20 protein-coding genes and 1 pseudogene are annotated in these 17,702 nt (G+C 63.7%); 10 read left to right on the top strand and 11 right to left on the bottom strand.

All coding sequences use genetic code 11. The features are described from left to right. Positions 1–5: 5 nt before the first annotated feature. Genes AC0L16_RS07790 through AC0L16_RS07805 form a run of 4 tightly spaced genes read right to left on the bottom strand, consistent with a single transcriptional unit; the run spans position 6 to position 2,572 of the window. Positions 6–503 carry a DoxX family protein gene (locus tag AC0L16_RS07790; protein WP_473619970.1) on the bottom strand — a complete coding sequence of 166 codons (498 nt, stop codon included), beginning with the start codon at positions 501–503 and terminating at the stop codon, positions 6–8. Positions 504–505: 2 nt separating this feature from the next. After that, positions 506–1,306, bottom strand: a complete 801-nt coding sequence (locus AC0L16_RS07795) for an HvfC/BufC N-terminal domain-containing protein (RefSeq protein WP_473619971.1) — start codon at positions 1,304–1,306, stop codon at positions 506–508. Beyond that, on the bottom strand, positions 1,293–2,222 hold the full coding sequence (gene bufB / locus AC0L16_RS07800) for an MNIO family bufferin maturase (RefSeq protein ID WP_473619972.1): 930 nt from the start codon (positions 2,220–2,222) through the stop codon (positions 1,293–1,295). Before bufB ends, AC0L16_RS07795 begins: the two co-directional genes overlap by 14 nt. Positions 2,223–2,248: 26 nt before the next feature. Then, positions 2,249–2,572: a BufA1 family periplasmic bufferin-type metallophore gene (locus tag AC0L16_RS07805; protein WP_473619974.1), complete on the bottom strand. Its 324-nt coding sequence runs from the start codon at positions 2,570–2,572 to the stop codon at positions 2,249–2,251. Between the two features lie 282 nt (positions 2,573–2,854). Here AC0L16_RS07805 and AC0L16_RS07810 point away from each other — a divergent pair, with 282 nt between their 5' ends. Next, the gene (locus AC0L16_RS07810; RefSeq protein WP_473619975.1) at positions 2,855–3,619 is read left to right on the top strand and encodes a YbaY family lipoprotein; all 765 of its coding nucleotides are present in this window, start codon (positions 2,855–2,857) and stop codon (positions 3,617–3,619) included. Between the two features lie 134 nt (positions 3,620–3,753). Here AC0L16_RS07810 and ndk read toward each other — a convergent pair whose 3' ends face one another. The 4 genes from ndk to AC0L16_RS07830 all read right to left on the bottom strand — a co-directional run bounded on the left by ndk (position 3,754) and on the right by AC0L16_RS07830 (position 6,282). Next, a complete protein-coding gene (gene ndk / locus AC0L16_RS07815; RefSeq protein ID WP_473619976.1) occupies positions 3,754–4,176 on the bottom strand; it encodes a nucleoside-diphosphate kinase in 423 nt (140 codons plus the stop codon). A gap of 139 nt (positions 4,177–4,315) precedes the next feature. Further along, positions 4,316–4,612 (bottom strand): DUF1905 domain-containing protein, encoded by a 297-nt coding sequence (locus AC0L16_RS07820; protein WP_473486729.1) that lies wholly within the window; start codon positions 4,610–4,612, stop codon positions 4,316–4,318. A 159-nt stretch (positions 4,613–4,771) separates the two neighbouring features. Then, complete coding sequence (bluB, locus tag AC0L16_RS07825) at positions 4,772–5,407, bottom strand: 5,6-dimethylbenzimidazole synthase (RefSeq protein WP_473619978.1); 636 nt, start codon at positions 5,405–5,407, stop codon at positions 4,772–4,774. A 182-nt stretch (positions 5,408–5,589) separates the two neighbouring features. After that, entirely contained in the window at positions 5,590–6,282 is a 693-nt protein-coding gene (locus tag AC0L16_RS07830; protein ID WP_473619979.1) for a glutathione S-transferase family protein, read from the bottom strand. 89 nt (positions 6,283–6,371) lie between these two features. Here AC0L16_RS07830 and AC0L16_RS07835 point away from each other — a divergent pair, with 89 nt between their 5' ends. Continuing rightward, on the top strand, positions 6,372–6,884 hold the full coding sequence (locus AC0L16_RS07835) for a DinB family protein (protein ID WP_473619980.1): 513 nt from the start codon (positions 6,372–6,374) through the stop codon (positions 6,882–6,884). Positions 6,885–6,976: 92 nt separating this feature from the next. Here the strand turns inward: AC0L16_RS07835 and AC0L16_RS07840 are convergent, their stop codons facing one another. The 3 genes from AC0L16_RS07840 to AC0L16_RS07850 all read right to left on the bottom strand — a co-directional run bounded on the left by AC0L16_RS07840 (position 6,977) and on the right by AC0L16_RS07850 (position 9,754). Further along, positions 6,977–7,279: a DUF982 domain-containing protein gene (locus tag AC0L16_RS07840; protein ID WP_473619981.1), complete on the bottom strand. Its 303-nt coding sequence runs from the start codon at positions 7,277–7,279 to the stop codon at positions 6,977–6,979. A 160-nt stretch (positions 7,280–7,439) separates the two neighbouring features. Further along, the gene (locus AC0L16_RS07845; protein ID WP_473619983.1) at positions 7,440–9,521 is read right to left on the bottom strand and encodes an ATP-dependent helicase; all 2,082 of its coding nucleotides are present in this window, start codon (positions 9,519–9,521) and stop codon (positions 7,440–7,442) included. A 62-nt stretch (positions 9,522–9,583) separates the two neighbouring features. After that, a complete protein-coding gene (locus AC0L16_RS07850; protein ID WP_202363386.1) occupies positions 9,584–9,754 on the bottom strand; it encodes a hypothetical protein in 171 nt (56 codons plus the stop codon). 150 nt (positions 9,755–9,904) lie between these two features. On the opposite strand from AC0L16_RS07850, the gene AC0L16_RS07855 reads away from it, so the two are divergent. The 8 genes and pseudogenes from AC0L16_RS07855 (at position 9,905) to AC0L16_RS07890 (ending at position 17,700) form a co-directional block, all read left to right on the top strand. Continuing rightward, positions 9,905–10,090, top strand: coding sequence for a hypothetical protein (locus AC0L16_RS07855; protein WP_473619984.1), 186 nt, complete (start codon positions 9,905–9,907; stop codon positions 10,088–10,090). Between the two features lie 404 nt (positions 10,091–10,494). Continuing rightward, positions 10,495–12,372, top strand: coding sequence for an ABC-F family ATP-binding cassette domain-containing protein (locus tag AC0L16_RS07860; RefSeq protein ID WP_473619985.1), 1,878 nt, complete (start codon positions 10,495–10,497; stop codon positions 12,370–12,372). Between the two features lie 212 nt (positions 12,373–12,584). After that, positions 12,585–12,802, top strand: a pseudogene (locus AC0L16_RS07865) (molybdopterin oxidoreductase family protein); the annotation flags it as partial. 130 nt (positions 12,803–12,932) lie between these two features. After that, complete coding sequence (locus AC0L16_RS07870) at positions 12,933–13,379, top strand: thioredoxin family protein (RefSeq protein ID WP_473619987.1); 447 nt, start codon at positions 12,933–12,935, stop codon at positions 13,377–13,379. A gap of 9 nt (positions 13,380–13,388) precedes the next feature. After that, positions 13,389–14,108 (top strand): cytochrome c biogenesis CcdA family protein, encoded by a 720-nt coding sequence (locus tag AC0L16_RS07875; RefSeq protein WP_473619988.1) that lies wholly within the window; start codon positions 13,389–13,391, stop codon positions 14,106–14,108. Positions 14,109–14,218: 110 nt separating this feature from the next. Then, a complete protein-coding gene (locus AC0L16_RS07880; protein ID WP_473619989.1) occupies positions 14,219–16,327 on the top strand; it encodes a molybdopterin-containing oxidoreductase family protein in 2,109 nt (702 codons plus the stop codon). Between the two features lie 56 nt (positions 16,328–16,383). Then, positions 16,384–17,082 (top strand): DUF2270 domain-containing protein, encoded by a 699-nt coding sequence (locus AC0L16_RS07885; protein ID WP_473619991.1) that lies wholly within the window; start codon positions 16,384–16,386, stop codon positions 17,080–17,082. A gap of 345 nt (positions 17,083–17,427) precedes the next feature. Next, positions 17,428–17,700, top strand: coding sequence for a DUF680 domain-containing protein (locus AC0L16_RS07890; RefSeq protein ID WP_473619992.1), 273 nt, complete (start codon positions 17,428–17,430; stop codon positions 17,698–17,700). The last annotated feature ends 2 nt before the right edge of the window (positions 17,701–17,702 follow it).

Consider the following 17,702-nt stretch of genomic DNA (forward strand, 5'->3'; position numbering starts at 1 on the left):
CCCAATTAGCCCTTGTCAGTGCCGATCCAGTGATCGAGCGCAATCCGGCCGGGTCCCCACGCCATGATGCCGAGCGCCATCGCCGCCCAGGTGATGTGCAGCGGCCAGCCGTCCGGCACGGTGAGTTGTATGACCAGCGTCATCACGAGCAGGCCGAATGCCGCGAGGCGTGTCGCCAGGCCGAGAACGAGAAGAATTGGCAGCAGGATTTCCGCCGATCCTGAGACGAACGCCACCAGCCCAGGTGCAGGAAAATCGTAAGGGCCGCCTGGCAGCTGCAGCTTGAGCTCCGAGCTGAAAAGCAGCACGGCCACCTCGTTCAACTGAAGAAAACCATCCCATTTGTTAATGCCGGACCGCCAGAACGGGACAGCGAGCGCGCAGCGCAGGACAAGTTGCGTCAGCGACGGTGTGGCACTCGTGCGCAGCACGGCATTCACCCTCTCGACAAGCGTGGCAGCCCCTCGCGGCCCGGTGCTGGCGTTCCGTTCATGGTTCGTCATGCTCATCCTCCCTGGCGTGCCGCTGTGAAGGCGCCTGCTTGCAGCAGGCCGGCAATGTTGGCGGCAAGGTCGAATTCGGCACGCTCCGCAAATGCCGCCGCGGCCGCGGCGCCGAGTGGCTCGCCCGCCATGAGACGATCCAGGAAAACAGCGCCGCCGGGCGGCAGGTGGCGAACAAAGACTTCGAGGCCCGGCCGCGTGACCAGCGCATCTTCAGGGCCGTCCGCCTCGATCCGCCCGACAGGGCCGTCGCTCCGGTTTGCCGCAAAGATCGTCACGACCGGATAGCGCGAGCGTATGGCGTGCGTTGCCGGGTGCGGCACGAACACGGTATCGCCCAGTCGTTCGGGCGGGATCGACGCCAGTGCTCCGGAAGCCAACGGTTCCGCGTCTGTGGCATGATAGGCGTCGAGCCAGGCACGCTCCATGCGCGCCACGTCGGCCAGCCACGGCATCGACTGCGCGTATTCGTAATGTTCGATAAAATCGGGAAAGTCGCGGCCGTATTCGAATAGAAGCGGCGAGGTGGGCGGTGTTTCGCGAACATGAAAGCGCGCCATCGCGCGAAAGAAGTCCGGGCCGGTGATGCGCAGCGTCGCCGGAAAGCTGGCGGCCAGCGCATCGATCAGGCTGACCGTGACGTTGTTGCGGTAGACGGCATATCGCTTGATCGCAGCCTTCCCGTTCGGCCCCGAGACAACATCAGGCGGGGCTCGGTCAGGATCGAGCAAACCGGCGCTGAATGTCGCGGCATAGTCGAACCGGCGGCTAAGATCGCCCGACTGGAGCTCATCCTGCGGCATGGGCTTTTCCGAACAAGCTGTCGGCATGACGGTCGAGGATCACTTGGGCGGCGGCGGCCTCCGCCTTGAGCACCGGCCAGTCGGGAATGGCGCTGTCCCATTCGATCAGCGTCGGCAGCGGCCCGCATCGGCCGATGACGACATCGAAAAGCTTCCAGACTGCGTCGGCGACCGGGCCGTCATGGCTGTCGATGAGCAGCGGGTCGCCCTCGTCATCCTCCTGCTCGGCGTGGCCGGCCAGATGGATTTCGCCGACATGCTGAAGCGGGAAATCCGCAAGGTAGGAAAGGGCTGAATAGCCGTGATTGGTGGCTGAAACAAAGACGTTGTTGACGTCGAGCAGCAAGCCGCAACCGGTACGCCGCACCAGCTCTCGGATGAAATCCGTCTCGCTCATCGTCGATTCCGGGAAAAGGACGTAGGTCGAGGGGTTCTCGAGCAGTATCGGGCGGCCGATCGCCCGCTGCACTTCGTCGATGTGATCCGCGACGCGCGAAACCGTTGCATGCGTATAGGGTAGGGGAAGCAGGTCGTTGTAATAGGTTGTGTCGTGGGTCGACCAGGCGAGATGCTCGGAAACGAGCGCCGGTTCATAGCGGTCGACGAGCGCCTTGAAACGACCGAGATGCGCTTTGTCGAGCGGCCGCGGTCCGCCGATTGACATGCATACCCCGTGCAGCGAAACGGGATAGTCGCGGCGGATCTTGGTCAGCGCATCGTGCGGCGGGCCGCCGGCGCCCATGTAGTTTTCGGCGTGGACCTCGAAGAAGCCGTCCTTTGGGTCGTCGCCGAGGATCGCGGGTAGATGTTCATGCTTGAAGCTGGTGCCGGCAAGGCCGGCGACCGGGTGTGCCGGAAAGCGCGAGGTTTTCGACACGCGGGATGTTGGGTGAGTGACCATTCCGTTTATCTTCATCTCCGCTTTCCGGGCAGTTGCATTGCTTACGATGGGATGTCGCGGGTCAGCGCCGTGGGCGAGCCCTTGCGGTCGCCGGGCAGGTCCATCGTCGTGCAGGTGCCGCCGTCGACAAACTTCCAGGCGTTACCCTGGTAATCGACAGTCGAGGTGCCTTGGCAGGTGGTGCCCGGTCCTGCCGCGCAGTCGTTCTGCCCCTTCAGGGCGACGCCAAAGCACTTCTCCTTGCCGGCATCCATCGCCGCCTTGGCCTCTGCCTCGGACAGCGGCGCGGCCGTCGCAAAAGAAGCAAGAGCCGTGGCAACGGCGCCGGCCAGAAAGGCCACGCTCACGGTTGATCGTGTTGACATGATTCACCTCCGATTGGGTTGTTGCGCGCGCCGTTCCTCAAGCACGCATTGGTCAGTTCGGTCCGGAGGTTCCATGCGTTACATTTTTTTGGAACACGACTTCGTGATCGCCTGGGGACCTGGCGTGAGCAATATTTCGCCTGTCACGCCAAGGGGGCTGACCACAGGGCAACGAGCCGCCGGAAGGCACCGCCGTGTGAACAGCCCGTGTGAGGCGCCACGGAACCACCGCAATCCTGCGAGACCTTTGCGACCAGTTTGCTGCGCTATGGGAGCAGGATCATGCTGAGCAGGATCGCCGAGTTCTTCATCTTCGGTGTCGTGCCGCTGGTCGGTATACTGGTGGTGCCTGAGTTGTCCGTCGCTGCCGAGAAGACCCTGAAGGGCGAGGTGATGTATCGCGAGCGCATCGCGCTGCCGCCCAACGCCGTGCTTTCCGTGCAGCTTGCCGATGTCTCGCTGGCCGACGCGAAGGCCGCTGTCGTTGGCGAGCGCAAGGTGGCGCCGGCCGGCCAGGTGCCGATCAAGTTCGAGATCAGCTTTGATCCCCAGGTGATCCGGCCTGATATGACCTATGTGCTGCAGGCGCGCATCACCGTCGACGACAGGCTGTTGTTCATCTCCGATGAGCGCCACCAGGTCGATCCGCTGAGCGACGCGCCGCAGACCGTCATGCTGAAGATGGTGACGTCGAGCGAGCAGCCGGCGTCGGCTCCGATGTTCGGGCAGAGCTGGCTGATCGAGTATGTCGACGGCATTGGTATGATCGCCGAGCCGCAGGCGACGTTCAGGATCGACGAGGGCGGCAAGGCCGGCGGCAGCGGCCCTTGCAACGTCTACTTCGCCACCGCCAAAGTCGATGGTTCGACGATCGCCATCAGTGACATCGGTTCGACGTTCAAGGCCTGCGCGTCCGAGATTATGGCCGAGGAAAAGGCGCTGTTCGAGGCGCTGGCCAAGGCGGCATCGTATCACGTCGACGCCGGCAAGCTCATCATCGTCGACAAAGACGACCGCGTCATCCTGCGCTTCAACGCCGCGAGCTGATAACCGGTTTCGGTTTTTGAGCATCATGCGCAGTTGGCGGGTGTCGGCGCCCGGCGTCCCGTGCAGGATCGCCGCAAAAAAGGCCAGCATTGCGCCGGCCTTTTTGCATATGACGTGGTGATGGACTTATCGGCTCAGCCGACGATCTCGGTGTCCGAGAACCAGTATTTGATCTCCTGCGCGGCGGTCTCCGGCGCGTCGGAGCCGTGCACGGAATTCTCGCCGATCGACAGCGCGTGTACCTTGCGGATGGTGCCTTCGGCGGCGTTGGCCGGGTTGGTGGCGCCCATCACGTCGCGGTTTTTGGCAATGGCGTTCTCGCCTTCCAGCACCTGCACGACCGTTGGACCCGACGACATGGACTCGACCAGCTCGCCGAAGAACGGACGATCCCTGTGGACGGCGTAAAAACCTTCCGCCTCGCGGCGGCTCATCCACACCCGGCGCGAGGCGATGACGCGCAGGCCGGCTTCTTCGAGCATCTGGGTGATGGCGCCGGTGAGATTGCGCCGGGTTGCATCCGGCTTGATCATGGAAAAGGTGCGTTCGAGCGCCATGGGGTCGTCCTTGTGATGGAGAGTGGAATTCAGGGTGGCGGGCTCTATACAAGCCGCCCGCCGGCTTGCCAAGGGGAGGCTGGCGCGGCGCGCATTTCTGCGCCGCATAGCGCATCGCCGTCAGCCCGAACCAATGTTTTCATAACTGCATCTCGATCGTCAGCTTGGCCGTGTCGCCAGCCCGAAGGCCTTCGCGGACCCGCACCGCCGTCTTGATCGGCAACAGCAGGCTGCCGGATTTCTTGTCGGGAAACAGCGATGTCCGCCATCTGGTCTGGCCGATGACGGCTTCCACGCCAAGCGAACCCCAGGGCCGTGCCATGCCCGCCGTCGCCGTCTTGATCCGTGCCCCAAGTTCCGGCGGCAGCGTCACGAAATGCCAGCCGCCCTTGCCTGGATAGACCCAGATCTCGGCCTGCACGTCGTAGCGAAACATTTTGTGCCCTTCCTCAGATCAAGGCTGTCACCGGTGGCCTCGCCATAGTGCCTTGTTGGCAACGCCGGCGATTGGCGAAAACATCCATGATATCCATTCTTCCCTGCATGGAGGAGCCATTCTTCCCCTGCAAGAGAGGATGCCAGCGTCGCCGTTGCGCTACCGCCTTATCACCATCGAAGCGCGCCGGACTTCCCAGCCCTCCCGTTCCAGTTCCGGCACGCTGTGGTTCTCGCTCGGGTAGCCGACGCAGAAGTAACCGATCAGCGTCCACTCCGGCGGCGCGTCCAGGATCGTCGCCATTTCGGCCGGATCGAGGATCGAGACCCAGCCCATGCCAACTCCTTCCGCGCGCGCCGCCAGCCAAAAGGTGTGGATCGCCATCACCGCCGAATATTCGATGGTCGCGGGCATGGTCAGGCGGCCGAGCCCATGCCCCTGTTCTGTCGCGCGGTCGGCGAAAACCGCGAATTGGCAGGGCGCTTCATTCAAGCCGGCGAGCTTCAGGCGCGCATAGAGCGCGGCGCGCTCACCCGAGAACGATGCGAGCGCCTCCGCATTGCAGCGCTCAAAGCAGGCCCTGACGGCGGCGCGGCACTCTGCACTCTCGACCATGACGAAACGCCAGGGCTGGCTCAGCCCGACCGAGGGCGCAATGCTGGCGACGTCAAGCAGCCGCTCCAGCGCGCCTTCGGGGAGCGGCGTCGGCTTGAATCGCCTGACGTCCCGCCGCCACTGGAAGAGATTGACCAGCTCGGCGCGAAAATCGTCTGGGAATTCCGGGCCTGACGTCATGGTGTCGTGCTGCCTTTGCTAAAGGGAGTAGGGGAGTAGGGGAGTAGGGCAGTAGGGCAGTAGGGCAGTAGGGCGGTAGGGCAGTAGGGCAGTAGGGCAGTAGGGCGGTAGGGGGAGTAGGCATGCGCGCCGAGGCTGCTTCGTCACTCCCTACTAACCTACTCCCCTACTCCCTTACCCCCCTATGCGGCCGCCGCCACCTCGCGGCCGAGCCCATCATGCAGGTCGAGGCAGCGTTCGAACCACTGCGCCACCACATCGCTGTCGTCGAGCAAACGGTAGGGCGAAGCAACGCGCGCCCATTGCAGCGCGCCGAAGACGATGTAGTCGGCAAACAGCGGTGATTGGCCGCCGATGAACGGCTGATAGGCAAGCATCGAGCGCAATGGTTCCAGCGAGGCACGGAAGGCACCAAGGCCGGCGTCCCGCGCCGCCACCACCTCTTCCAGTCTCTTGCCGAAGCGTTGCTCGCGGCTTTGGCGAAAATAGGCGGCATTGGCCTCGTCCTGCATGGCGTGCAGGTCCATGATCGCCGCAGTGGTGACATAGGGGTGGATGGTCAGTTGCGACCAGCGTTCGACGAAGCGCGCCATCGCCTTGCCGCCGCCGCCGCAAAACAATGTCGGTCGCTCTGGATAGGCCTCGTCGAGATAGAGCGCGATGGCGAAAGAATCGGCGACCACCTTCTCGCCGTCGCGGATCACCGGAACGAGTTTTGAAACGCCGCCTTCAACGGTGGGCACTTCGAGAAAGCGTGTCGGCACGGTTGAGATATCGAGCCCCTTGTGGGCAATCGCCATCGTCGCCTTCCAGCAATGCGGGCTGAACGGACGGGCGCCATCGCGTCCGACGAGGTCATAGAGCAGAATGGTCATTGGCGGCAGCTTCCTTGCGGTCTACTAGAGCGACGTTTCGGGCCTTGCGGTAAGCACCCGAAACGGGGTCTCGCCGGCCGGAGAAAACGATGAAACAGCACTTCATGATGTTTGCAGCCTACAATCAATGGGCCAATAGCCGCATCTACGATGCCGCCGCCGATCTCGACGAGGAAGATTTTCACCGCAACGTCGGGGTCTTCTTCGGCTCGATGATGGGCACGCTCAACCATGTTCTGACTGCCGATCGCATCTGGATGAGGCGCTTTACCGGCGAGGGCGACGCGCCGGCCAGGCTCGACACGATCCTGCACCGCGCCCTGCCGGGCTTGCGGCTGGCGCGCGAGGCCGAAGACAAAAGGATCATCGACTGGGTTGGGGCGTTAAGCGACAAGGCTTTGTCCGGCCGCTTCTCCTACATGACCGTCTCCGACATGCGCACCGTCTCGCAGCGATTGGCGCCGGCGCTTGATCATTTCTTCAACCACCAGACCCATCACCGCGGCCAGGCGCACGCGATCCTGACCATTCTCGGCCGGCCTTCGGTGCCGCTCGACCTGACGCTGTTCCAGCGCAGCGAAGAGGGCCGCGCCTATGCCTGATTTGGGATTATCCGGATCGAATTGACAGGAAAACCCGTCGAAGACGAACAGCATCTTCGGCGGGCCACAGTCGCAAAAAGAGGCCTGGCCAGTCAGGCGGCGTATCCGCCCTGGCCGCGGGCGATCGGCTTGACCGAGACTGCCGGCTGCGCCGAAGGCCAGAGAATGCCTGCCGCCGCCGCGAAAGTGATCAAGGCGTCGCGCGCGGCTTCGGGCGAGATCTCGCCGGCGCGTGCCGCCTCGCATGCCTTCACCGCCGCGCCATAGCTCAGGCGTCGCCGCGATGGCGGGAACTCGGTCAGGAACTCATGCATGTCGAAGAGCGAAACGATCATGCGCTTATGGCCGGCGCCGACCGTTACGGCGACCGGGGTGAAAAATGTCGTGTCGTGCATTCTGGCCTCTTGAATTGGGCGGAGGTGACGGGCGGACGCCGCTCTCCGACCGGGGGGTAGGACGCCCAGAAACGCGGATTGCGGCATCAGGTTCCCTGTTGCCGCAATTTGGTTTTCGCCACCAAGCTCCGTGGCATGAGCGTCGTGCCGAAGAGGCGGCCTATTTCCACATGTCGCGCATGCGGGCGCCAAGGTCGACGCGCACTTGCGGCTGGCGGCGCGGATCATCCTTGGCCTGGACGCTTGCCCACGATGTCTGTTCGAAGGCGCCGAGGATCGAGGCCGGGATGAAGCGGGTGCGCGAGGCGTAAACATGGCGATCGCCGCGCGCCGCCTGGCCGTGGACGAAAAAGCGCTGCGGCATGACCAGGTGCAGGCCGTCCTTGGCCCGCGTCATCGCCACGTAGAGCAGGCGGCGCTCCTCGTCGATATCCTCCTTCGAGCCGACGGCGAGGTCGATCGGGATGCAGCCGTCGACGGTGTTGAGCACGAAGACGTTCTTCCATTCCTGGCCCTTGGCAGAATGGATGGTCGACAGGATCAGATAGTCCTCGTCGCGATGCGGCGGCCCAGCCTCGTCGCTGGTCGCATCCGGCGGATCGAGGGTCAGCTCGGTGAGGAAACGCTCGCGCGAGGCATAGCCCGAGGCGATCTGTTCGAGCTGCAGAATATCGGCCCGGCGCGTCGTTGGGTCCTCGTGGATGCGGTCGAGATGCGGCTCATACCAGAGCCTGACCTGTTCGAGGTCAACAGGCCATTTTCCCGACCCGGCGCGCAACTGCGAGAACAGTGCGACGAAGCCCGGCCAGTCGTCGGCGGTGCGTTGCGGCGGCCGGTAGCGCGCCAGCCCCATCGCTTCGTCGAGCGACGTCGCCATGGTGTCGACGATCTGCGAAGCCGCCGAAGGGCCGATGCCGGGCAAAAGCTGCAGCACGCGAAAGCCGGCGACGCGGTCGCGCGGGTTCTCGGCGAAGCGCAGCACCGCCAGCACGTCCTTGACATGGGCGGCGTCGAGGAACTTCAGCCCGCCGAACTTGACGAACGGGATGTTGCGGCGCGTCAGCTCGATCTCCAGCGGCCCGCTGTGGTGCGAGGCGCGAAACAGCACGGCCTGCGCCTTCAGCGCCGTGCCGGCCTCGCGCTCGGTCAGGATCGCCTGGCAGACGTAACCCGCCTGCTCGGCCTCGTCGCGGACGCTGACCAGCTTCGGCTTTTCGGTCGATTTGCGCTCCGACCAGAGGTTCTTGGTAAAGCGCTCCGAGGCCTCGCCGATCACCGCATTGGCGGCGGCCAGGATGGTCGCGGTCGAGCGGTAGTTGCGCTCCAGCATGACGATCTCGGCCGGCCGCGCGAACTGTTTTGGAAAGTCGAGGATGTTGCGCACTTCGGCGGCGCGAAACGAATAGATCGACTGTGCATCGTCGCCGACCACCGTCAGCCCGGATCCGTCCGGCTTGAGCGCCGCGAGGATCGAGGCCTGTAGCCGGTTGGTGTCCTGGTATTCGTCGACCAGCACATGGTCGAAACGTCCACCCAGATGCGCCGATATCTCCGGCTCGCCGGCCATCTGCGCCCAGTAGAGCAGCAGGTCGTCGTAATCGAGCACGTTCTGCGCCTGCTTGGCCTCGACATATCGGGCGAACAGCGCCTTAAGCTGTTCTGCCCACCCCGCGCACCAGGGAAACACCGAACCCAAAACTTCGCCGAGCGGCGCCTGCGCGTTGACGGCACGCGAATAGATCGCCAGGCAGGTGCCCTTGGTCGGAAAACGGCCTTCGGTTTTCGAGAAGCCGAGTTCGTGCCGGGCGAGGTTCATCAGGTCGGCCGAATCCTCACGGTCGTGGATGGTGAAGGCCGGATCGAGGCCGATCTCCAGCGCGTAGTCGCGCAGTAGCCTGGCACCGATGCCGTGAAACGTGCCGGCCCAGGTGAGAGCATCGGTGATGACGGATGCATCGCGGCCGAGCACCTCGCCGGCGATGCGCTCGACCCGCTTGGCCAATTCCGATGCGGCGCGACGCGAAAACGTCATCAAAAGGATGCGCCTGGGGTCGGCGCCCCTGACGATCAGATGCGCGACGCGATGCGCCAGCGTGCTGGTCTTGCCGGAGCCGGCCCCGGCGATCACCAGCAGCGGCCCGGCGACCTTGCCGTCGCCATGCTCGACGGCAACGCACTGCTCGGCATTCAGCTTCGCGAGATAGGCAGGCCGGAAGGTCGAATCACGGGCAGCGAGGTTCATTGCCCATCAAGCATCGTTTCTGCTTTGTTCGCAACGCTTTCGTACGCGCGACCGAACCGAAACTAGCGCTGCGGCTCTACGCCCATCGCCGCCGACTGCCGCGGCAGCGACTTGTCGTCATCGGCAGGCGGCGGCAACAGCGGATCGAAGTCGTCGGGCACCTCGTCGACGATTTCCCTGACTATGCGGTAGGCCACATAGACGGCGGCCCCGGCTATGAGCAGACGGATCATGATTTTCTCCATTGGTGTGGACCAACCGAGGAGCGCGCGTTTTGTTCCCCCTCTCTCGTTTTGTTCCCCGGGTTCCAAAACGCCCAAAGCTCTGCCCGAGCGTGCAACCAAATCGGCATCGTCTCGTTTGCCCGGTGACAGGAGGTTGCGATGAACAAGCTCTCAATTTTGCTGGCCCCGACCTGGCTCGTTTTGGCCGCAGCGCTGGCAACCGCTGCCTGCGACAACAACATTCCACCGACAAAGGCTCCCGGCGCCGATCAAAACCCGCAGGTCGACCCAGCGCCCAACTCGACGCCAGGCGATGATCAACCCGGCACGCCGCCGGCGCAGTGATGGAAGCCTGAGGGAAAGATGGCCGGCGCCGCTTGGGAGGGGAGCGATGACGCCGGCCAGGCGGGTATCAGGTCCGCCGCACACCTAGACATAGCTGAGTCTTGCCTTTGCGTCATGACGCGATAGCGGAAGACGCCGCCTTTGCACCGGCAATTACCTGACAAATGCGCAGTTTCGGCTGTGAGAAGCCGATGCTCGCCAGGCGCCACGCCATCGTCAGCCGGTTCCCGGCCCAGCCGGAGCTGGTCCGTTTGATCCGTTGAGGCCGGCGATCGGATCAATCGTCTTCTTTCTCCGCCCGCGGCACCGGGCAACCTGTCGCTGGTGGCCATTTTCATGCGTTATGCGGCCAACCGCCGCTCGAGGTCTTGCGAAGCGCTGACGTCCCGTGCAAAAGCGCGGCCATGCTGATCATTAACGACCTTTCGCTCCGCATGGCCGGACGCCTGCTTCTTGACCATGCCTCGCTGACCTTGCCGGCCGGCAGCAAGGCAGGGCTTGTCGGTCGCAACGGCACCGGCAAGACGACTTTGTTCAAGGCGATCACCGGCGACCTCGCCTCCGAGACCGGCTCGATCGGCCTGCCGAAGAACACGCGCATCGGCCAGGTGGCGCAGGAGGCTCCCGGCACCGAGGAGCCGCTGATCGAGATCGTGCTCAAGGCCGACCTCGAACGCTCCGCATTGCTCGATGAGGAAAAGACGGCGACCGATCCGCACCGCATCGCCGACATCCACATGCGGCTGGCCGATATCGACTCCCATTCGGCAGAGTCGCGGGCCGCCACCATCCTCGCCGGCCTCGGCTTCGACGACGATGCCCAGCGGCGGCCGGCCTCGTCGTTCTCCGGCGGCTGGCGCATGCGCGTCGCACTCGCCGCGGTGCTGTTTGCCGAGCCCGATCTGCTGCTGCTCGATGAGCCGACCAACTATCTCGACCTCGAAGGCACGCTGTGGCTGGAAAACTACGTGTCGAAATATCCGCACACGGTGCTGCTGATCTCGCACGACCGCGACCTGCTCAATCGCGCCGTCAACTCGATCGTCCATCTCGACCAGAAGAAGCTGACCTTCTGGCGCGGCGGCTACGACCAGTTCGAGCGCCAAAACACCGAGCAGCGCGAATTGCAGGAGAAGGGCAGGGTCAAGCAGGAAGCCGCGCGCAAGCACATGGAGTCCTTCGTCGAGCGCTTCCGCGCCAAGGCTTCCAAGGCGAGACAGGCGCAGTCGCGCATCAAGGCGCTGGAGAAGATGAAGCCGATCGCCGCGATTGTGAACGACAACGTGCGGCCGTTCTCCTTTCCCGAGCCGGTGAAGACTGTGGCGTCGCCGATCATTGCGCTCAACAACGTCAATGTCGGCTATGTCGAGGGTGAGCCGATCCTGAAGAAGATGACGCTGCGCATCGATGCCGACGACCGTATCGCGCTGCTCGGCGCCAACGGCAACGGCAAGTCGACCTTCGCCAAATTGCTGTCCGGCCGCCTGAAGCAGGAGACCGGGACCATGACGGTAGCACCCGGCCTGAAGGTGGCGATCTTCGCCCAGCATCAGCTCGACGATCTCAGGCCGAGTGAAAACGCCTATGAGCATGTCCGCCGGCTGATGCCGGAAGCACCGGAATCGAAGGTGCGCGGCCGCGTCGCCCAGTTCGGCCTGACCACCGAGAAGATGAACACCGCCGCCAAGGACCTGTCGGGTGGCGAGAAGGCGCGGCTCTTGATGGGCCTGTCGGCGTTCGAGGGGCCAAACCTGTTCATCCTCGACGAACCGACCAACCATCTCGATATCGACAGCCGTGAATCGCTGATCCATGCGCTGAACGAATTTCCCGGCGCCGTCATCCTGATCTCGCACGACCGCCATCTGCTCGAGGCGACGGCCGACCGGCTGTGGCTGGTCAAGGACGGGACGGTCAATCCTTTTGACGGCGACCTCGATGACTACAAGACGCTGGTCACCGGCGTGTCAGGCGACCGCCGCGGCAAGCGCGAGGCCGAAAAGGCCTCGAAGGCCGACCGCCGCCGCGATGCGGCAGCGCGTCGCGCCGCCTTCGAGCCGCTGGCAAAGGAGATCCGCGCCACCGAAGCGCTGATGGACCGCATCCGCAAGCGCATCGACTTGATCGAGGACGAGCTCGCCAATCCGGCGGTCTATGAAAAGGACCCGTCAACGGCGACACGGCTGGCCAAGGAGCGCTCGCAACTGGCCCAGACGCTCGCCGGCCAAGAGGAAAAATGGCTGTCGATGTCGGCGGAGTATGAGGAAGGCACGGCGGAGTAGCGCGACGCCCTCTGCCTTCTCCCCTTGTGGGAGAAGGTGGATCGGCGCGTAGCGCCGAGCCAGAAGAGGGGTGTTGGACGGAGTGCGGTCGGTGCCAAGCTGGAGCACCCCTCATCCGGCCGAGCTCCGCTCGGCCACCTTCTCCCACAAGGGGAGAAGGGAAGGCCCATCTGGCCCTACACGACGCCGCCATAAACGGCTAGTTTGGCCTCATGAATCACCAACCCGACCTCAGAATCGGCCATTCGGCCTGTCCGCATGATTGCCCGTCGACCTGCGCGCTCGAGGTCGAACTGCTCGACAGCAAGCGCATCGGCCCCGTCCACGGCGCCAAGGCCAATACGTATACATCAGGCGTCATCTGCGCCAAGGTCGCCCGTTACGCCGCCGCGTCCATTATCCCGAGCGCTTGCTGAAGCCACTGGTGCGCTTGGCGTGAGCACCTGATGGCTGCTGACGGCGTCGAATGCACGTGGACACAAGCGATGGGCGGCCTCGGTAACATTACCGTGAGCCTGTAACGTTCGCCGTCACTGGCGCGAACAACGGACCGTATCCTCATGTCCGCCATGGCGGGATTACTTGCCCGCCGACACCTTCAGGAGTCAAGAATGCTAGACCGTCGCACCTTCCTCATCGGCCTGACCGCAATATCGGGCCTCGCCTCGGCTCCGGCGGCGCTGGCTGCCAGCCGCATGGCCTACACACGGCAGGCCTTCGAAAAGGCGCAAAAGGCAGGCAAACCGATCCTGGTCGAGATCACCGCCAGTTGGTGTCCGATTTGCAAGGCGCAGAAGCGGGTGCTCGGCCAGTTGTTGCCTGCGCCCGAGCACGCAAACCTGGTCGTTTTCGAAGTCGATTTCGATTCCCAAAAAGAGGTTGTTCGGGCTCTTGGTGCGCGGATGCAGAGCACGCTGATCACCTTCAAGGGCGCAACGGAAGTCGGTCGGCTCGTTGGCGTGACCAAGGCGGATGCCATCAAGCAATTGCTTGATAAAACGATCTGAGCGGCGGCGATGCTACTCGGCTTCATATTTTCGTTCCTGGCCGGGGTGCTGTCGACGCTGTCGCCATGCGTGCTGCCGCTGATCCCGGTCGTGCTCGGTGCTGCCGTCAGTCAGCATCGCTATGGCCCCATCGCACTGGCCGCAGGACTTGCCATATCCTTCACGGCCATAGGGCTTTTCGTCGCCACGATCGGGTTCTCCGTCGGGCTTGACGGCGGTGTCTTTCGCAGCGCCGCCGCAGTTCTGATGCTCGTCCTCGGCACGATATTGATCGTGCCGGCATTCCAGGCGCATATCGCGCTTGCGGCCGGTCCGGCCGGCAACTGGGTCGAGCAGCGGTTTGGCGGCTTTTCCTCCGTTGGCCTTTGGGGGCAGTTCGGCGTCGGTCTGCTGCTCGGCGCGGTGTGGAGCCCTTGCGTTGGTCCGACTCTCGGTGCCGCTTCCGTCCTTGCAGCGCAGGGCCAAGACCTTGGCCAGGTTGGGGTCACCATGGTCCTGTTTGGTCTCGGTGCTGCCGTGCCGTTGCTGATCCTCGGACTACTGTCCCGCGCGACCTTGCTGAGTTGGCGCAGCCACATCGCCGGCGCCGGCAGCGGGCTGAAGGTCGCGTTAGGCGTCTTGCTGGTGATGACCGCCGCCGCGATTCTGTCTGGGTTCGACAAGGCGTTGGAAACCGCACTCGTCAACGCTTCGCCCGAGTGGCTGACGGCGTTGACGACGCAGTTCTAACGGCTCCGCGCTGGTGGTCGCCAGATTTTCAGCTTGCCTCGGCAAGGAGAAGCAAGTTAGCGCTGCATCTGGCCCTACACGCCGCTTTCGCAACCGACTAGTCTGCCCCCATGAATCAGCACGCCAAGCTCAGGATCGGCCATTCGGCCTGTCCGCATGATTGCCCGTCGACCTGCGCGCTCGAGGTCGAGCTGCTCGACGGCAAGCGCATCGGCCGCGTTCATGGCGCCAAGGCCAACAGCTACACGGCTGGCGTTATCTGCGCCAAGGTCGCCCGCTATGCCGACCGCGTCCATCATCCCGACCGCTTGCTGAAGCCGCTGATCCGTGCCGGCGCCAAGGGTGAGGGCCTTTGGAAGGAAGCGAGTTGGGAGGCCGCACTCGACCTGGTCGCCGAAAAATTCATCGCGGCCGAGGCAAAACACGGCTCGGAGACGGTCTGGCCTTATTACTATGCCGGCACGATGGGGCTGGTGCAGCGCGACGGCATCGAGCGGTTGCGCCATGCGAAAAGGTACTCCGGCTTCTTCGGGTCGATCTGCACCAATCTGGCCTGGACCGGCTGGATGATGGGCGCCGGCGCGCTGCGCGGTCCCGACCCGCGCGAGATGGCCAAGTCCGACTGCGTGGTGATCTGGGGCACCAATGCCGTGGTCACCCAGGTCAATGTCATGACCCACGCGATCAAGGCGCGCAAGGAACGCGGCGCAAAAATCGTCGTCATCGATGTGTACGAGAACGCGACGATGAAGCAGGCCGATCTCGGCCTGGTGCTGAAGCCCGGCACCGACGGCGCGCTGGCCTGCGCGGTGATGCATGTGCTGTTTCGTGACGGCATGGCCGACCGCGGCTATCTGGAAAAATACACCGACGATCCGCACGGTCTGGAAGCGCATCTTCAGACGAGGACGCCGCAATGGGCGGCTGATATCACCGGGCTTTCCGTCGATGAGATCGAAGCCTTCGCCCGTCTCGTCGGCACGACCAAGAAAACCTATTTCCGCCTCGGCTACGGTTTTTCGCGCCAGCGCAACGGCTCGGTCAACATGCATGCCGCCGCCTCGATCGCCGCGGTCACCGGCTGCTGGCAATATGAGGGTGGCGGCGCCTTCCATTCCAATTCGGGCATCTTCAAGCTGAACCAGGAACTGCTGGAAGGCACGCGGATGCGCGACCCCGCGATCCGCCATCTCGACCATTCGCGCATCGGCCCGGTGCTGACCGGCGCTGAGGATGCGCTCTATGGCGGCCCGCCGGTGACGGCGCTGCTGATCCAGAACACCAATCCGGTCAATGTCGCGCCGGAGCAGCGGCTGGTGAAGCAGGGTTTTTTGCGCGACGACCTGTTTTCCTGCGTGCACGAGCAGTTCATGACCGACACCGCAAAACTCGGAGATGTCGTGCTGCCGGCGACGATGTTTTTAGAGCATGACGATGTCTACAAGGGCGGCGGCAACCAGCACATCACGCTCGGACCGAAGCTGATCGACCCGCCGGAAGGACCGCGCAGCAACCACTTCGTCATCGAGGAACTCGGCAAAAGGCTTGGTGTTGGCGACAGGCCTGGCTTCGGTATGACCGAGCAGCAGCATATCGACATCATTTTGGGCAAGCGCGGGCTGGGCAGTTTTTCCAGCCTCAGGGTCAAAAAATGGGTCGATTTGCAGCCGGATTTCGCGGCGGCGCATTTTATCGACGGCTTCGGCCACGCGGACGGAAAATTCCGCTTTCGCGCCGACTGGACCGGGCAGGCGGCGCCCAACCGGCCGCCGAAAAGCATGGGCCTGTTTGGGCCGGTGGCAAGTCTGCCGGAATTTCCCGATCACGTCGATCTGATCGAGGTGGCGGATGCGGCGCATCCGTTCCGGCTGGCCACCTCGCCGGCGCGCAATTTCCTCAACTCGACTTTTTCCGAGACGCCGGTGTCGAAGGCCAAGGAGGGCCGGCCGGAACTGCTTTTGCATCCGGACGATGCGGCAGCCTACGGGCTGGCCAATGGCGACCGCGTCGAGATCGGCAATGCGCGCGGCGAAGTTGTGCTGCACGCAAGATTGTTCGACGGCGTCAAGCGCGGCGTCGTGGTGGCCGAAGGCATATGGCCCAACAGCGCCCATGAGCGCGGCGAGGGCATCAACGTCCTGACCGGCGCCGACGCGCCGGCGCCCTATGGCGGTGCGGCGTTCCACGACAACAAGGTGTGGCTGCGCCCGGCCAATTGAAGCGTCGGAACGATATAGCCGACCAGCCGTTTTTGCGTGGCGGTGGAGACATGGTGATGGCAGAAGCGTTGGCAGCGCCGGCCCCGGTTGGAAGGACGCTTTCGCCCGGCGAACTCGTGACCACGATGGCGCACTTTCATCGCGCCGAGATTCTGCGCATGACGGGGTGGCGCGACCGCCTGGACCGGACGAGCAATTGGGCGATAACGGTCGTCGCGGCAATGTTGTCGATCTCGCTTTCGACGGCCAGCGCCCATCACGGCGTGCTGCTTTTTGCCATGCTGCTTGTCCTGTTGCTGCTGTGGATAGAAGCGCGGCGATATCGCTTCTTCGACGTTTACCGGGCCCGCGTGCGCCAGTTCGAACGGCACTATTTCGCGCAGATATTCTCGCCGCAGCCGGATTTCGCGTCCGATTGGCTGTTGGTCGTCGGCGAAAGTCTGCGCACTCCAAAATTCCTCATTTCGCAGCGAGCGGCGTTGGCGCGGCGTCTGCGTCGAAACTACATCCACATGCTGCTGATCCTGCTGTTGGCCTGGGTCCCGAAACTGTCCACCCCCAGTCTTCTCACCGAAGGTGTCCGCATCGACTTCGTCAGTTCGGTGCGCGAGGCGGTTGCCGGCGCTGCTCTGGGGCCCATTCCCGGTTTGGTCATCGTTGTGCTGGTTGCCGCCTTCTATGCCTGCCTGCTGGTCACGGCGTTCCTGACTGTGAGCGACGACGGCGAGCTCTCTTTTGGCGACGTGCACGTCTAGAGCGGTAAATCTGCGAACGCACTTGCGCGTCAGCAGAAAATCGAACCGATCGGTTCGTTTCTGTTGACGGATCGTGCAAGAAAGAGTGAACGCCGGCTCAGCAAATGGCCGCGCGACGCGGCAGGCGAGCATAACCTATTGAAGTTGATGAGAAAAATTATGGCGAAGGAAGCCTTATGGCGGATTTCAAGCAGCCGCTTCAGGGCGTGGCCGGAACATCTTTGTGATTGGAAACTGCTGCAGGGCCAACCCACCTCCGGGTGGTCCGAGCGACGCGAAATCCTCCCAAGGCACGCCACCAGACGGACAACAACACTGAAAGTATGAAAGTACTGGAGTACCTGAATGACCAAGATAGCTCTCACCGCTGCCGCCATCCTCATTGCCACAGGCAGCGCCTTTGCCGGCAGCGACCACTATGGTTCGGACGGCGTCAACCAGCCGGCCGCGCCTGTTGGCAATGCGGCTGTTGGAAATGTCGACAACACGTTCACGGGCTCGATCCGCAAGCTGCTCCCGACCGAGCACAACGCTGTCAACACCAATGCGACGTCCGAGTCAGGCACGGATCAGTCCGCCGCGCCTCAATCAGGCCGGGGCAACTGGGGCCGCCGCTAAGC

The sequence above is a fragment of the Mesorhizobium sp. WSM4848 genome (assembly GCF_055811375.1).

Coding starts and splice junctions, on each gene's coding strand:
- AC0L16_RS07855 (WP_473619984.1), top strand. CDS start 9,905: ATGAACAAGCTCTCAATTTTGCTGGCCCCGACCTGGCTCGTTTTGGCC.
- AC0L16_RS07795 (WP_473619971.1), bottom strand. CDS start 1,306: ATGCCGCAGGATGAGCTCCAGTCGGGCGATCTTAGCCGCCGGTTCGAC.
- AC0L16_RS07890 (WP_473619992.1), top strand. CDS start 17,428: ATGACCAAGATAGCTCTCACCGCTGCCGCCATCCTCATTGCCACAGGC.
- AC0L16_RS07845 (WP_473619983.1), bottom strand. CDS start 9,521: ATGAACCTCGCTGCCCGTGATTCGACCTTCCGGCCTGCCTATCTCGCG.
- bluB (WP_473619978.1), bottom strand. CDS start 5,407: ATGACGTCAGGCCCGGAATTCCCAGACGATTTTCGCGCCGAGCTGGTC.
- AC0L16_RS07805 (WP_473619974.1), bottom strand. CDS start 2,572: ATGTCAACACGATCAACCGTGAGCGTGGCCTTTCTGGCCGGCGCCGTT.
- AC0L16_RS07875 (WP_473619988.1), top strand. CDS start 13,389: ATGCTACTCGGCTTCATATTTTCGTTCCTGGCCGGGGTGCTGTCGACG.
- ndk (WP_473619976.1), bottom strand. CDS start 4,176: ATGGCGCTCGAACGCACCTTTTCCATGATCAAGCCGGATGCAACCCGG.
- AC0L16_RS07870 (WP_473619987.1), top strand. CDS start 12,933: ATGTCCGCCATGGCGGGATTACTTGCCCGCCGACACCTTCAGGAGTCA.
- bufB (WP_473619972.1), bottom strand. CDS start 2,222: ATGAAGATAAACGGAATGGTCACTCACCCAACATCCCGCGTGTCGAAA.
- AC0L16_RS07810 (WP_473619975.1), top strand. CDS start 2,855: ATGCTGAGCAGGATCGCCGAGTTCTTCATCTTCGGTGTCGTGCCGCTG.
- AC0L16_RS07850 (WP_202363386.1), bottom strand. CDS start 9,754: ATGATCCGTCTGCTCATAGCCGGGGCCGCCGTCTATGTGGCCTACCGC.
- AC0L16_RS07860 (WP_473619985.1), top strand. CDS start 10,495: ATGCTGATCATTAACGACCTTTCGCTCCGCATGGCCGGACGCCTGCTT.
- AC0L16_RS07885 (WP_473619991.1), top strand. CDS start 16,384: ATGGCAGAAGCGTTGGCAGCGCCGGCCCCGGTTGGAAGGACGCTTTCG.
- AC0L16_RS07790 (WP_473619970.1), bottom strand. CDS start 503: ATGACGAACCATGAACGGAACGCCAGCACCGGGCCGCGAGGGGCTGCC.
- AC0L16_RS07880 (WP_473619989.1), top strand. CDS start 14,219: ATGAATCAGCACGCCAAGCTCAGGATCGGCCATTCGGCCTGTCCGCAT.
- AC0L16_RS07820 (WP_473486729.1), bottom strand. CDS start 4,612: ATGTTTCGCTACGACGTGCAGGCCGAGATCTGGGTCTATCCAGGCAAG.
- AC0L16_RS07840 (WP_473619981.1), bottom strand. CDS start 7,279: ATGCACGACACGACATTTTTCACCCCGGTCGCCGTAACGGTCGGCGCC.
- AC0L16_RS07830 (WP_473619979.1), bottom strand. CDS start 6,282: ATGACCATTCTGCTCTATGACCTCGTCGGACGCGATGGCGCCCGTCCG.
- AC0L16_RS07835 (WP_473619980.1), top strand. CDS start 6,372: ATGAAACAGCACTTCATGATGTTTGCAGCCTACAATCAATGGGCCAAT.